This is a genomic window from Tritonibacter litoralis, assembly GCF_009496005.1.
Taxonomy (GTDB): domain Bacteria; phylum Pseudomonadota; class Alphaproteobacteria; order Rhodobacterales; family Rhodobacteraceae; genus Epibacterium; species Epibacterium litoralis.
Genome location: NZ_WIBF01000001.1, coordinates 61,171 through 74,024, shown reverse-complemented (window position 1 = coordinate 74,024; position 12,854 = coordinate 61,171). Strand labels below are relative to the sequence as shown.

The 12,854-nt window shown below is 55.2% G+C and carries 13 protein-coding genes and 1 tRNA gene; 6 read left to right on the top strand and 8 right to left on the bottom strand.

All coding sequences use genetic code 11. From position 1 onward, the window contains the following. Positions 1 to 187 precede the first annotated feature (187 nt). The gene (locus GFB49_RS00375) at positions 188 to 406 is read left to right on the top strand and encodes a hypothetical protein (RefSeq protein WP_153213830.1); all 219 of its coding nucleotides are present in this window, start codon (positions 188 to 190) and stop codon (positions 404 to 406) included. Between the two features lie 726 nt (positions 407 to 1,132). Here GFB49_RS00375 and GFB49_RS00370 read toward each other — a convergent pair. From GFB49_RS00370 to GFB49_RS00360, 3 genes are all read right to left on the bottom strand, one after another. Next, positions 1,133 to 1,217, bottom strand: a tRNA-Leu gene (locus GFB49_RS00370). Between the two features lie 114 nt (positions 1,218 to 1,331). After that, positions 1,332 to 2,330 (bottom strand): hypothetical protein, encoded by a 999-nt coding sequence (locus tag GFB49_RS00365; RefSeq protein WP_153213829.1) that lies wholly within the window; start codon positions 2,328 to 2,330, stop codon positions 1,332 to 1,334. A 116-nt stretch (positions 2,331 to 2,446) separates the two neighbouring features. Next, positions 2,447 to 4,141 (bottom strand): NAD(P)H-hydrate dehydratase, encoded by a 1,695-nt coding sequence (locus GFB49_RS00360; protein ID WP_153213828.1) that lies wholly within the window; start codon positions 4,139 to 4,141, stop codon positions 2,447 to 2,449. Between the two features lie 172 nt (positions 4,142 to 4,313). On the opposite strand from GFB49_RS00360, the gene GFB49_RS00355 reads away from it, so the two are divergent. Both GFB49_RS00355 and glnA read left to right on the top strand, forming a co-directional pair. Then, positions 4,314 to 4,652: a P-II family nitrogen regulator gene (locus tag GFB49_RS00355; protein ID WP_153213827.1), complete on the top strand. Its 339-nt coding sequence runs from the start codon at positions 4,314 to 4,316 to the stop codon at positions 4,650 to 4,652. 36 nt (positions 4,653 to 4,688) lie between these two features. Next, entirely contained in the window at positions 4,689 to 6,095 is a 1,407-nt protein-coding gene (glnA, locus tag GFB49_RS00350) for a type I glutamate--ammonia ligase (protein WP_153213826.1), read from the top strand. A gap of 270 nt (positions 6,096 to 6,365) precedes the next feature. Here the strand turns inward: glnA and GFB49_RS00345 are convergent, their stop codons facing one another. The 5 genes from GFB49_RS00345 to GFB49_RS00325 are packed head-to-tail and all read right to left on the bottom strand — an operon-like array spanning position 6,366 to position 11,187. After that, positions 6,366 to 7,829 (bottom strand): aldehyde dehydrogenase, encoded by a 1,464-nt coding sequence (locus tag GFB49_RS00345; RefSeq protein ID WP_343032422.1) that lies wholly within the window; start codon positions 7,827 to 7,829, stop codon positions 6,366 to 6,368. A 22-nt stretch (positions 7,830 to 7,851) separates the two neighbouring features. After that, positions 7,852 to 8,889 carry an LLM class flavin-dependent oxidoreductase gene (locus GFB49_RS00340; protein ID WP_153213824.1) on the bottom strand — a complete coding sequence of 346 codons (1,038 nt, stop codon included), beginning with the start codon at positions 8,887 to 8,889 and terminating at the stop codon, positions 7,852 to 7,854. A gap of 3 nt (positions 8,890 to 8,892) precedes the next feature. After that, a complete protein-coding gene (locus GFB49_RS00335) occupies positions 8,893 to 9,762 on the bottom strand; it encodes a flavin reductase family protein (protein WP_246149589.1) in 870 nt (289 codons plus the stop codon). 44 nt (positions 9,763 to 9,806) lie between these two features. After that, positions 9,807 to 10,613, bottom strand: a complete 807-nt coding sequence (locus tag GFB49_RS00330; RefSeq protein WP_153213822.1) for an alpha/beta fold hydrolase — start codon at positions 10,611 to 10,613, stop codon at positions 9,807 to 9,809. Then, a complete protein-coding gene (locus GFB49_RS00325; RefSeq protein WP_153213821.1) occupies positions 10,585 to 11,187 on the bottom strand; it encodes an amino acid synthesis family protein in 603 nt (200 codons plus the stop codon). Before GFB49_RS00325 ends, GFB49_RS00330 begins: the two co-directional genes overlap by 29 nt. A gap of 102 nt (positions 11,188 to 11,289) precedes the next feature. On the opposite strand from GFB49_RS00325, the gene GFB49_RS00320 reads away from it, so the two are divergent. The 3 genes from GFB49_RS00320 to GFB49_RS00310 are packed head-to-tail and all read left to right on the top strand — an operon-like array spanning position 11,290 to position 12,684. Continuing rightward, positions 11,290 to 11,985, top strand: a complete 696-nt coding sequence (locus GFB49_RS00320; RefSeq protein WP_153213820.1) for a GntR family transcriptional regulator — start codon at positions 11,290 to 11,292, stop codon at positions 11,983 to 11,985. Continuing rightward, on the top strand, positions 11,978 to 12,271 hold the full coding sequence (locus GFB49_RS00315; RefSeq protein ID WP_153213819.1) for a DUF1330 domain-containing protein: 294 nt from the start codon (positions 11,978 to 11,980) through the stop codon (positions 12,269 to 12,271). Before GFB49_RS00320 ends, GFB49_RS00315 begins: the two co-directional genes overlap by 8 nt. A gap of 11 nt (positions 12,272 to 12,282) precedes the next feature. Next, on the top strand, positions 12,283 to 12,684 hold the full coding sequence (locus GFB49_RS00310; protein ID WP_153213818.1) for a carboxymuconolactone decarboxylase family protein: 402 nt from the start codon (positions 12,283 to 12,285) through the stop codon (positions 12,682 to 12,684). Positions 12,685 to 12,854: the final 170 nt, after the last annotated feature.

The following is a 12,854-nucleotide window of genomic DNA, read 5'->3' as shown; positions in this document are numbered from 1 at the left end:
TATTCACGAAAACAAACTATATAAAATACAACATTACGCATGGGATTCGCCTTAAAGCTGCACATTGGCCAGAACAGTCACCCTTGCACCCCACTCTGTTTCCGCCTCCCGAATGGGAGGTAAAAGAAACTTTCCGTTAACCCTCTTTTTTGACTTTTAAGTTTATAATCGATGTAAGGAGAGAGAAATGCCGCAACCGAGTGCAGCACCGTTTCATCAGCCGACAGCTAGATCCGAAGCATCTATTGTCGATGAACATGATATTAAAGAGCGCGCGCACTCTCACCGTGGCATCACGGGAGAGGAAGACATGGCAAAAACACCAAGGGGTTGGTGGGTATTTCCGGCCGTCCTTTTGGGCTTGGCCTTCTGGGGCTATATTATTTATGTGTTGTTCATCGCCTAGGTCAGAAGATCACTTTGGGTTTGGCCTGAACAATTTCCCAGTGCAAACTTTCTGAATTCTAGCGCCAGAACTTCCACAATTTTGTCTGCGACGAGAGCACAATCAGCGGCGCGAAACGCGGACCAGACCCGACATTCAATTGCGACTTAAACGCCACCAAGCGGACGGAAAAAAATATTCCTGAAGCGAGCTCGAACCAACAGCTTGTCAACATTCAATAGTTTTTGGACCTATCTCTCAATTAAAGTTCTCTCTGATTTTCTGAGCGAAATGAGCCAATGTGTTGGAGTTAATCGAGAATTTTCGCATTGCAACACGGTGCTCCATCGTTTTGACTGTGGACGATATCAAATGGCTGGCAGGGGATTTCCAAATGATCTTAAGCGCCGGATGTTGTGAAACAAAACACGCCCCCCCGAGATAACCCAACGACGACCTGTGTTTCGAAACTCTCTAAAAATCACTCGCGTGACCAAACACTTACGCTGTAGGGTTGCCGCCAAAATGCCAACCAAGCGCTTTGCGGATGCGGTGCACCTAGCAGCGCGGTTCACGCGTTTGCAGGCCCTATAGCGCCCAAATGGTCAAGAAACGTCACCATCGAGGCGCGCCAAAGCGCCGACCAAAATCTGCTCAATTGCGCAGGAACAGAACAAGAAACTGGGAAAATTTTGAAACAGGCGAAGTATGCCGAAAAAACTCTGCATTTACCTTTTGTTTTCAAAATGGTGCGGGTGGGGAGACTCGAACTCCCACACCTTGCGGCGCCAGAACCTAAATCTGGTGCGTCTACCAATTCCGCCACACCCGCACGTCAGCCTGATCTGTGACACAGACTGTACCGGCGGTCTGTAGCAAAGCGCTTCGTGGGATGCGAGCGAAAAATGAGTGGTCTGGCAGATTTATTTCCCAAGATGTCCCAAGGTCAGGATGCCAATCGGGGCGCGACTGCCGGCGGCGCGGACCGCGCGGCCAGCGCTTTCACCTCAGCCTCAAAAACGTCGCGCTCTCGCGCAATCCCTGCGCGGTATCGATTCAGATCCGCATCAAACCGGCCGGGATCAGACAGGATACCTTCCAATTTAAGTCGCAGGTGGTCGGGGTTAAAAAATGTCTCGGTTGGCACAAACAGAGGATCCGGTAAAGGCACGTCTTTGGCAAATCGGGCGGCCCCCTCGCGACGCACAACCGGAAGACAGCCACACAGCGCAGCTTCGCGCGGGACCCGGTCTTTGCCCGGATGAAACCCGCAATCCAAGAAGATCTTGCAGTTGGAGAGAACGTCGACAATCTCGGCACGGGTCATGTTTTGCAGAGGCACAACGCGAAAATCCTGGGCCAGCCTTTTCATCGTCACTTCCGAACCAATGGCCTTGTTCGGGAGGTAGCAAATGTCGACAATGCGTTCGCGTGTTGGGATCGGCACTTCAACTTCCTGAAAATCGATGAAATCCGACAGCATAGAGATCTGTGTCGCGCCGTTCTGACGGGCAAAATCAGCGGCATATTCAGATTGGCAGAGATTGTGACAGCGGCGGATCAAATTTTGCTGGGCCAGCTGGTTCAACGAGGACAGGGGAAAATTGTCAACGCTGAGCCACCACAAGTAAACATTCGCGCAGCCAAGCCGCAGGAGGTCCGCGCCCAAGTCCGGCCAGACCTCAGGCAAGACAAAATGGGTGTTTAAATCCATCGCTTCCGCCGCCGGAACGCCAAGCGATTTGAGGCGGGGATCGACAACTCTCTCGTTGGCGGACCAGCGCCAGACCTTCCACAGTTTCGGCGGCGGGCGACGCAGAACGATCCTGTCTCCGATACGCTCGAACCCGTGCGCCTTCTGTCCTGACATATGGCCATGCACATACAGAACAGAGGCATCGACACCCAGCCGTCGCACAGCCAGCGCAGCCTGGTGAACAGCCATTGATCCGCCAGTAAAGGCGCCGGGGGAGAGAAAACAAAAAGCCATGCTCTATTGCTACCGCCCTTCCCCGCTCCGGCAAAGCGTCCGAAAGGTTAGCGCCGCACGCCTTCGGTCAGTCAGCTTTCCAGAGCTCTGAACACCTCTGGCAGCTGCTCCGGCAGGTCCTCTGCAATCAATCCGGGACCAAAGGTCCGCGCGCATTCCACATGCAGCCAGGCGGCGGTTTCTGCGGCGTGAAGCGGGGCGAAGCCACGCGCCAGTAGTCCGGTGATAAACCCCGCCAGAACATCTCCCGATCCAGCAGTCGCCAACCAGGGTGCCGCGCGGTCTCGCACTGCCGCATGGACCGAGCAGCGACCATCCGGTGCGGCAATCACTGTGTCCGGACCTTTGAACAGAACCATACAGCCTGCCCGCGCTGCCGCTGCGCGTGTGGCATCGACCTTGGAATAGGCCGGACCTTTCTCCGCTGGAATTTCCAGCTGTTGCGCCAAATCTGGGAACAGACGCGCGAACTCGCCCCCATGCGGGGTCAGAACACATTTATCGTGCAGCATCGCAAACAAGGCTTCGGGCTGATCCGCAAAAGCCGACAACGCATCTGCGTCCAGCACAACCGCACGTTTGGGATCACGCAGTGCCACTGGCACCAGGTCCCGCGCGCGATCCCGACCCAGCCCCGGCCCCAGGCACAGCGCATTGATACGGGGATCGTCCAGAACGGTCGCCAGCCCTTCGGCGCCTTGAACCTGGGTCAGCATCAGCGCGGTGATCTGACACGCGACCTCTATCTGTGCCGACGGCGGCACGCCCAATGTCACAAGCCCTGCACCGATCCGCAACGCGCCGCGCGCCGCCAATCGCGCCGCACCTGTTTTTCCAGAGGGACCAGAAAGGATCAGCGCGTGACCGTGTGAAAATTTATGGGCTTGGTCTTCCTTGCGAAGATCATATGTATGCAAACTTGCAGATCGGCAAACAATCCGATCGACCTCACCGAACTGATCTGTCAATGCCTGACGGCTGACGGATCCAACTTCAGTCGTGGGCGGCAAACCTATGCTCTTGACCACAAGTTTACCTCGGTGACCCGGGCCCTCGCCCAAAGCATGCCCCAGTTTTCTGTCGTGAAACGTCACTGTCAAATGTGCACTCGCCGCCGAGGCCCAATAATCACTTTCGTCATGGCGAAAAACACGACCGCTGTCCGAACATACCCCACTGGGCATGTCTACGGACACAATAGCCGGACGTCCAATTTCGTGCCCTGGTTCAACTGGGAAGCTATCTACCATGTCCTCCATATTCCAGAACAGCTCTCCTAGCTCCGGCGAAGCACGTTTTAAACCTGTGCCGAACAGCGCGTCGATGAGTAGATCACAGCCCCAATGTTTTCTTTGCCTATACAGTTGCAAGTCTGGAACCGTGCCCAATTCACACCACCGCTCATAATTCACCCGCGCATCTGGCGGCAATTTCTCGGCATCACCATAGAGAAACACCTCCACGACCCATCCATCCAGATGCAAGAGCCGCGCCACCACAAACCCATCGCCGCCGTTATTGCCGGGCCCACATAACACCACCGCCCGCCGAGGTTTGCTTTCATCTTTTCCCAAATACTTCGGGGGTGTGGGGGCTGGCCCCCGCTTAGAGCTCTCAACAGGCGACAACTCCTGCCATTCCTCATAAATCGCGTCGACCACCCCCCGGCCTGCCCGCTCCATCAGCTCAAGTCCGGTGACTTCACCGCTGTCAATTGCCGCTTTTTCAATCGCTCGCATCTGGGCTGCGGTCAGCAATTCAGTCATTTCAGATCGCCTTAGTTTTCATTTTGCCTATTTTTTAACCTCGCCGACCGTTTTTTAATCACTTAAGCCGGCGAAAAAGGACGGATTTCAAATATCCGGCCTCCAATCCATTGTAGCTACCATTTAGAAATGATCTGTCAGAAATCGACAAGGTTGAGAGGAGCGCCAACCCATGAAAAAAATCGAAGCCATTATCAAACCCTTCAAACTGGATGAGGTCAAAGAGGCTCTTCAGGACGTGGGTGTACAGGGGCTTTCGGTGATTGAAGTCAAAGGGTTCGGCCGTCAAAAGGGCCATACAGAACTCTACCGCGGCGCCGAATACGTGGTGGACTTCCTGCCCAAGGTTAAAGTCGAGGTCGTTTTGGATGACGACCAAGTCGACGCAGCCATTGACGCGATCGTTGATGCTGCAAAAACGGACAAGATCGGAGATGGCAAAATCTTTGTCAGCTCGGTTGAACAAGCCATTCGTATCCGCACCGGCGAAACCGGTTCGGACGCGCTGTAATCACATCCAAATCACACTATTGGAAGGAACTAGGGAATGAGCGCAGAAGCAGTTCTGAAGCTGATCAAGGAGGAAGAAGCGGCCTATGTGGATATCCGTTTTACGGACGTTCGCGGCAAGCTTCAGCACGTCACCGTAGACGTGGATATGGTTGACGAAGACTTCCTTGAAGAAGGCTTTATGTTCGACGGTTCTTCGATCGCTGGCTGGAAATCGATCGAAGCCTCTGACATGAAACTGATCCCGGACACCGAGTCCGCCTATGTGGATCCGTTTTATGCAGAAAAAACCATCTGCATTCACTGCTCCATCGTTGAGCCCGACACCGGCGAAGCTTACGAGCGTGACCCGCGCGGCACCGCCCAAAAAGCCGAAGCCTACCTTAAATCCTCGGGTCTGGGCGACGCAGCTTACATGGGTCCGGAAGCTGAGTTTTTCCTGTTTGACGACGTTCGTTACCAGAACTCGATCAACAAAGTGTCCTATGAAGTTGACGCAACCGACGCGTCCTGGAACACCGACACCGAGTATGAAGTTGGCAACAAAGGCCACCGTCCCGGCGTCAAAGGTGGCTACTTCCCGGTGAACCCGGTTGATGAATCCCAGGATCTGCGTTCTGAGATGCTGTCGACCATGAAGCGCATCGGCATGAAAGTGGACAAGCACCACCACGAGGTTGCCTCCTGTCAGCACGAGCTGGGCCTGATCTTTGACAGCCTGACCAAACAAGCTGACGAGCTGCAGAAGTACAAATACGTCATCCACAATGTGGCAGACGCATATGGCAAATCTGCAACCTTCATGCCCAAGCCGATCTATGGCGACAACGGCACCGGCATGCACGTGAACATGTCGATCTGGAAAGACGGCAAACCGCTGTTTGCCGGCGACAAATACGCGGACCTGTCCGACGAAGCGCTCTACTTCATCGGTGGTGTTCTGAAGCACGCGAAAACTCTGAACGCCTTCACAAACCCGTCGACCAACTCTTACAAGCGTCTGATCCCGGGCTTTGAAGCACCTGTTCTGCGTGCCTATTCTGCACGTAACCGTTCGGGTTGTGTTCGTATTCCGTGGACCGAAAGCCCGAAAGCAAAACGCGTCGAAGCGCGTTTCCCTGACCCAAGCGCAAACCCCTACCTGTGCTTTGCGGCTCTGCTGATGGCTGGTCTTGACGGTATCAAGAACAAGATCGATCCGGGCGAAGCCATGGACAAAAACCTCTATGACCTGCCTGCAGAAGAGCTGGCCGGCATCCCGACCGTCTGTGGCTCCTTGCGCGAAGCGCTGGAATGCCTGGCCGATGACCACGACTTCCTGCTGCAGGGCGACGTGTTCACCAAAGACCAGATCGAAGGCTATATCGAGCTGAAGATGGAAGAGGTTGAGCTGTTCGAGCACACCCCCCACCCGGTTGAATTTGGCCTGTACTACAGCTGCTAATTCACGGCTTGAAAAGTTAAAAACAGGCGTCCTTCCGGGCGCCTGTTTTGCGTTTGGACTTGGTTTCGAGGTTAATCGAAGAGCCATTCGCTAGATTTTAGCCAATGTCGGAATTAAGCCCAGGGTCACAAATGCTGAATAGCGCCTGAGTGCCGGCAAGGGCTCGTTTGACGGTAAGTGAAGGGCCTGAACTGCCCTTCCAAAACCGCGTAGGTTCGCGGCCAATGCTGACCCGGCACGCCTTAAGTCGCACGCTTTGGGCGGCTCCTGTTATCGCATCACAAATGGGTCGGGAATTGGCGCGTCGCTGGTTCGCAACCAAACGGTTTTCACCTTGGTATAGTCCAATGCGGCTTCGATGCCGCCTTCGCGCCCGTGACCGGACAATCCGTGGCCACCAAAAGGCGCTATCGGACTGACGGCGCGATAGGTGTTCACCCACACGATGCCGGCACGGATTGCGCGGATCATGCGGTGCGCTCTGGTTAAGTTTTGTGTAAACAACCCGGATGCCAACCCAAATTCCGTGCTATTGGCGATCTCAATGGCTTCGGCTTCGGTCTGAAAGCTGACAACTGACAGAACGGGCCCGAAGAATTCCTGGTTCAGGCTGACGGCTTCCGGGGCGTCGTCACAATCCAAAATAGTCGGAGGGAAGTAGAACCCGTCGCGATCCAGAGCCTCTCCCCCAGTCACGAGTTTGGCACCTTGTTTGACAGATTGCTCGATGAGCTTCAGCGCATTGTCACGCTGGCGCAAGGTGCAGAGTGGTCCAATTTCAGTGGCCATATCGTCTGGCGCACCAATCACGATGGCTTCCGCCTTTTCTTTGAGACGCGTAAGAAACGCATCCTTGATCGCCGTGTGCACGACAAGTCGCGAGCCGGAAACGCAGCTTTGTCCGGTCGCTGCAAACACCCCTGACACCTGCGCGTTCGCCGCGCTTTCCAAGTCAGCATCCTCAAAAACGATGAAAGGAGATTTGCCGCCTAGTTCGAGCGAAGTCGAGGCTAAGTTTTCCGCTGAGTTTCGCACGACATGCCGTGCGGTTTCGGGGCCACCAGTGAAAGCCACATGGGCAACTTTTGGGTGGCTGGTCAGCGTGACGCCAACCTCGGGGCCGCCGGTAACAATGTTCAGCACACCCTTCGGAAACCCAACCTGATCAAAGATGCGCGCAAACTCCAACATGGGCGCCGGGCCCTCTTCGCTGGCTTTCAAAACCACTGTACAGCCCGCTGCGAGAGCTGGCCCGATTTTGACTGCAGACAGAAAAAGCTGCGAATTCCACGGAACAAGTGCCGCAACAACCCCGATGGGCTCGCGACGGAGCCAGACTTCCATGTCGGGCTTGTCGATAGGCAGATGGGCACCTTCGATTTTATCAGCCAATCCTGCATAATAGCGGTAGTATTCCGCGACATAGGCGATCTGCGTGCTGGTTTCGCGAATGATCTTGCCGGTGTCACGGGTTTCCAACTCGGCCAAATGGGCGGCGTTCTCTGCGATCAAATCTGCGAGACGCATCAAAAGTTTCCCGCGTGCTGTCGCGGTCATCAAGGCCCAATCGGGGGACAAAAATGCGCGTTCTGCGGCCTCTACAGCACAAGAAACGTCAGCAGCCGAAGCCGCTGGCATTTTCGCCCAAGGCGCACCCGTTGCCGGGTCTGGACTGTCAAACTGGCTGCTGCCCTCGAGGAACTCGCCATCAATATACTGCTGAAAGCTCTGCACTACACTTTTCCCTCTCTTGACCTTACGCAAAGGCTGGCATCACGTCTTTGATGAATCTTTCCAGCGAAGCCTTCTTGCGTTCAAACGACATTGAGCTGTCGATCCAGAACGCGTACTCATCATATCCCAAAGCCTCATATACCCTCAGGCGCTCGATCACTTTTTCGGGTGTGCCGATCACCAAATCACGCTCCATCGCCTCAGGCGTATAAAAGGGGTGGGCTTCGATCTCTGCTTCAGTCAACGGAGCGATCAGGCCCTGATCGACATCGCGCTTGTTCATAAACCAAGCGCCGAAGTAGCAATAGAAACGGTTGAGTTCCACGGCTGCCTCTTTGCTATCCTCATCACTGTCCGCGACATAAGTATGCAAAAGCAACATAATCTTGGGACGTGGCTGTTCAGGAAATTTCGAGCAAGCATCGTTGAATTTCTTCATCAGATCCGCGATCTCCGGCTCTCCATTCCACAGAGGCGTGACTTGCACGTTGCAGCCTTGCTGCACTGCAAACTCGTGGCTGTTAGGATCGCGCGCCGCGATCCAAATCGGCGGTCCTTCTGCCTGGATGGGCTTGGGCGATGATGTGGTTTTGGGGAAGCGATGAAACTCACCTTCATGGGCATAATCGCCCTTCCACAAGGCTTTGACCGCGGGAATCAACTCACGCATCCGCTGCCCGGCTTCCCAAGCATCCATTCCGGGCATCAGCCGTTCGTATTCGTACGAATACGCGCCGCGCGCGATGCCGAGGTCGAGCCGACCGTCTGTTATGATGTCGGTCATGGCGGCTTCACCTGCCAAACGGATCGGGTGCCAGAATGGCGCGATGACGGTCCCCGTGCCCAAACGCACGTTCGTCGTTTGGCGTGCGATATCAACAAGGTTTAACATTGGGTTCGGCGAGATGGTGAAGTTCATCCCGTGATGTTCACCAGTCCAGACCGCATGCATTCCGCCCTTGTCAGCGATTTTGCACAGCTCAACGAATTCATCGTAAAGCTGCTTCTGATCCTCATCAGAGGAAATACGCTCCATATGAGCAAAAAGAGAAAACTTCATGCCTTAACTCCCTGAAGTCATCGGGCGAACTTTGCCGCTGATCTGGTTGCCAAAAAATACTCCAAAATTTCCCATCCGGCTTTCGTTGGCAAACCGCTCAAGCATGATGCGGATGGCCGGATCTGATATTTTCATGAGAGCACCTGCCGAGAGTTCGACAAAGGTGCCGCATGATGCGGTGTCACTGCTAGCCTGACAAAGAAAAGAGATATGTTGCGTCGCGCGGGCCTCATCTTCGTACACCGAGTAGATAAACCCGGCCTCGGCTTCGGCCCCTTTTGATGCGATGAGCCGCTGCAATACGGTCGAGACCCCTTCTTTGCCAACCCGCGTTTCGGGTAGCGAAAGTTGGCCATGACCATCGTCAACCAAGAGCACTTTTCCTTGATGTTCGATCAACACCGACAGCAAAAGATTTGCATTGTTGTTTAGCGCTTCGGCTTCCATCGCGGAGGTCACATAGGCGCCGCGCGCGTAACCAAGGCCGGGCCTTGTGCTGTTCTCAAAGGCTTCAACCTTGCCGATCAGGATTAGATGGTCTCCGGCCTCTACGGTCTTGAACATCGAGCAATCAAACCAAGCCGAACCTTCATCAAACACCGGCGACCCATGCGGCCCGCTTTGCCAAGACACCGCAGCAAAACGGTCTTCAACCGGGCGGGCAAAGGTGTTGGAAACGTGTTTTTGGCTTTCCGACAAGACGTTGACAGCAAAGCCAGAAGCGTTTGCGAGGGCGTCATAGTTGCTCGAACTCTTGGCAAGGCAGATTGACACCAACGGTGGGTCAAGCGAGACCGAAGAAAATGAATTGGCTGTAAACCCGATGGGGTTCCCATCAGTATCATGGGCAGTCACAACGGTCACACCAGTCATGAAGGCGCCAAAAGCATCGCGCAGCGCACGAGGATCTAACTCAGTCATGCGTCTTTCTCCTGTCCCGTTTCCAGCCAGCTTTGCAGTGCCATGTTCACCTCATCTTGTGCCGTCAGGTTAACCATGTGTCGGTGGCCCTCTATCACCAACGCGCGTCCAAGCGGCGCGGCTTTGGCGATGGCTCTTGTCATCGCTGGCGTCGAATTCTGGTCACCACCTCCAGTCAGAGCCAGCAGTGGACAGGTGATACTGCCAATTTGGTCAGCGTAGGTCGTGTCGCCGCGTGCGAAGGCATCATAGGCTGTCCCATAGCCATGGGGGTTCACCTCAGAAAGCCAACCTGACACTTGCGCACGGGCGTTCAGTTCGACTGGTGTGTCACCAAACCACCGTGCCAGCGGTGTTTCTAGATCAAGCACACCATCACGGATTTGAATTGCGCGTTTCTCCACCGCAGTACGGGCTTCTGGTGAACGGCAATACACCGCGTTCAGCAGAGCCACACGATCCAACTTCGCTTGGTGGGTCGCCGCAAACCCCAACGCGATCAGCGCACCCATGGAGTGTCCGGCAAGGCTGACCCGTTCCAGACCGAGAGCACCAAGCGCCGCCTGCAGCCAGCCAACAAAGTCAGGAAGCTGTGCATCACATCGAAGCGGTGCAGATCCGCCATGGCCCGGCATGTCGAAAGCGATTACGCGATGTGTTCTGGACAGCGCTTCAATCTGTGGCATCCACGCAGCGGACTGCATGCCGACACCATGGATCAGAACAACCGCCCTCCCAGACCCAGCTTCGCGAAACGCCAGCTTACCGTAGGGCTCAGACAGCTGCAGGGTTGTCAACGTCATGGCCAAGTTCCTTTAAGTCCTGATACCTGTCACCGATGCGATGATGCGGGCGCCCTCCAATTGAGGCTCCTAACGCGACAACGATTTCGCCAGCAGCTGGCGCATCTGCGACAGATAGCTGAATGGTCAGGTAATGGCTGCGCCGACCACCGTCGTTTTTGTCCATCAATGGAATTTGCAAAGGCGCATTCGCTGGGCCACGCGTGTTGGTGAAAGCCAAATACGACTTAGCGCCAACAGCTTCGCGGAAGTGATTACCAAACCGCAGAGTGTGGATCAGAGCAGAAGCATGTTCAACCTCGCCATCCATACCGACAATCGCGGATTTGCCGTATCCTTCCACCTTGTCACCGCCACCAGCGGCGTCCAGCACCATTTCTGTAAGCAACTCGCCAAGACCGGGCGCGCAGTCATGGATCTCGGGGCGCAGGTCATCGACAAACCCTCGGCCAGCCCATGGGTTTTGGATCACGGCGACTGCGGCAATCATCTTGAGAGGCTTTTGAGCAACCTTGCCGCCTTCAATTAGCGTGTTTTCGACATGTAGCAGCGTCTTACGAATTTCAGCGGGCATTACATTTCCTTGGTTTAGCGAGTCATTCAGGATTATGGTATACCATCAGACGACATGTCAAGAATACTTGAAGCCTCTCCGTCGCCCTGATAAGCACAGGGCATGACAGAAACCCAATTGCAAAAGATCACCAAAGCTCCCCAAACCCTGCGCGATATCGTGCAAGACCGGATGCGAGAGGCAATCATCGCAGGCCATTTTGCGCCGGGCGAACGCCTGGTTGAGCGCCCATTGTGTGACCAACTCGGCGTCAGCCGCACGGTCGTCCGAGAGACTATCCGCTACCTCGAAGCCGAAGGTCTGGTTGAGATCGTGCCCAATCACGGGCCCATTGTTGCAACGCTAAACTGGGAGCAGGCAAAGCAGATTTATGACGTGCGCTTGCTGCTGGAAGGTTCCGCCGCATCGGCCTGCACCTTGGCTCAAGGCAAAGGGTTTGGCCGAAAACTGACGAGTGCTCTCAGGGCTGTTGAAGCCACGATGGATGACACGGAATGGGCACAGCTTTTACATGCGACCACGCGCTTTTACGAGCTGATCTTCTTAGAGGCGGGGCACACCGTCGCTTGGGAAATCGTTCAGCGCCTAAACGGACGTATCAGCCGTCTGCGCGCTCTGACAATAGCTGCACGCGATCGAGAAACATCAGGCATGAGCCATATGAGGTCGATCCACGACGCGATCCTCAGTCGCGACGCTGCCGCCGCGCGCGCTGCAGTGGAAGAGCATATCACCGATGCCGCCAAAACGGCGCAGGGCTTTTTGAAGAATGTCGATACGGAGCGAGACAATGGCTAAAGGATACTGGATTGCTTTTGTCACCGTTACTGACCCGGCCCGATATGCAGGCTATCAGCAACATGCACCTGCAGCTTTTGCTAAATACGGGGCCCAGTTCTTGGTGCGAGGCGACGCTGGCGAAACGCTGGAAGGTCCGGCTTTTCAACGGCATGTGGTTATTGAATTTGAGAGCAAAGCTCAGGCGCTCGCCTGCTACCGCTCGCCCGAGTACCAGTCGGCGCGCGCACATCGCGATGCGGCCTGCACGGCAAACATCGTCATAACCGAAGGCATTACCACTTGAGGGAGAACACGATGGCGACTTTTGATGAAGAGCTTTTTTTGAAAGGCCTTGAGCAACGCAAGGCGACTCTGGGCGCAGAATATGTAGAGAAGAACCTCGCCGCGGCAGACGAGTTCACCCGCCCCTTTCAGGAGGCCATGACGGCTTGGTGCTGGGGCTTTGGTTGGGGAGATGAGACGATCGACGCCAAGACCCGCTCGATGATGAACTTGGCAATGATCGGGGCCCTGGGCAAGATGACCGAATGGGAACTGCATTGCCGAGGCGCCATCAACAACGGTGTCACCAAGGAAGAAATACGGGCCATCATTCATGCCGTTGCCATTTACTGTGGCGTCCCACAGGGGTTGGAATGCTTCCGTACGGCAAAGAAAGTGCTGAGCGATGAAGCCTCTGATTCCGGCGCTCGGTGACGTCTGAACGCCTTTTCTCCGGCAGACTTCAGGATATCGATCATGCTTCAGCGCGCTCGATGGCCTAGCTCTACTCAGATAGGCCTGTGCCGCCGTGTTCACAGGGGCATCTCTTTGCAACCAAGGTCTTGCGAAACTTCTTACGAGGTTGCGAGGCCTCGCACTCGGCG

What these genes read in the sequence shown, in the direction of transcription:
- GFB49_RS00375 (WP_153213830.1), top strand. Translation starts at nt 188, where the DNA reads ATGCCGCAACCGAGTGCAGCACCGTTTCATCAGCCGACAGCTAGATCC.
- GFB49_RS00365 (WP_153213829.1), bottom strand. Translation starts at nt 2,330, where the DNA reads ATGGCTGTTCACCAGGCTGCGCTGGCTGTGCGACGGCTGGGTGTCGAT.
- GFB49_RS00360 (WP_153213828.1), bottom strand. Translation starts at nt 4,141, where the DNA reads ATGACTGAATTGCTGACCGCAGCCCAGATGCGAGCGATTGAAAAAGCG.
- GFB49_RS00355 (WP_153213827.1), top strand. Translation starts at nt 4,314, where the DNA reads ATGAAAAAAATCGAAGCCATTATCAAACCCTTCAAACTGGATGAGGTC.
- glnA (WP_153213826.1), top strand. Translation starts at nt 4,689, where the DNA reads ATGAGCGCAGAAGCAGTTCTGAAGCTGATCAAGGAGGAAGAAGCGGCC.
- GFB49_RS00340 (WP_153213824.1), bottom strand. Translation starts at nt 8,889, where the DNA reads ATGAAGTTTTCTCTTTTTGCTCATATGGAGCGTATTTCCTCTGATGAG.
- GFB49_RS00335 (WP_246149589.1), bottom strand. Translation starts at nt 9,762, where the DNA reads ATGACTGGTGTGACCGTTGTGACTGCCCATGATACTGATGGGAACCCC.
- GFB49_RS00330 (WP_153213822.1), bottom strand. Translation starts at nt 10,613, where the DNA reads ATGACGTTGACAACCCTGCAGCTGTCTGAGCCCTACGGTAAGCTGGCG.
- GFB49_RS00325 (WP_153213821.1), bottom strand. Translation starts at nt 11,187, where the DNA reads ATGCCCGCTGAAATTCGTAAGACGCTGCTACATGTCGAAAACACGCTA.
- GFB49_RS00320 (WP_153213820.1), top strand. Translation starts at nt 11,290, where the DNA reads ATGACAGAAACCCAATTGCAAAAGATCACCAAAGCTCCCCAAACCCTG.
- GFB49_RS00315 (WP_153213819.1), top strand. Translation starts at nt 11,978, where the DNA reads ATGGCTAAAGGATACTGGATTGCTTTTGTCACCGTTACTGACCCGGCC.
- GFB49_RS00310 (WP_153213818.1), top strand. Translation starts at nt 12,283, where the DNA reads ATGGCGACTTTTGATGAAGAGCTTTTTTTGAAAGGCCTTGAGCAACGC.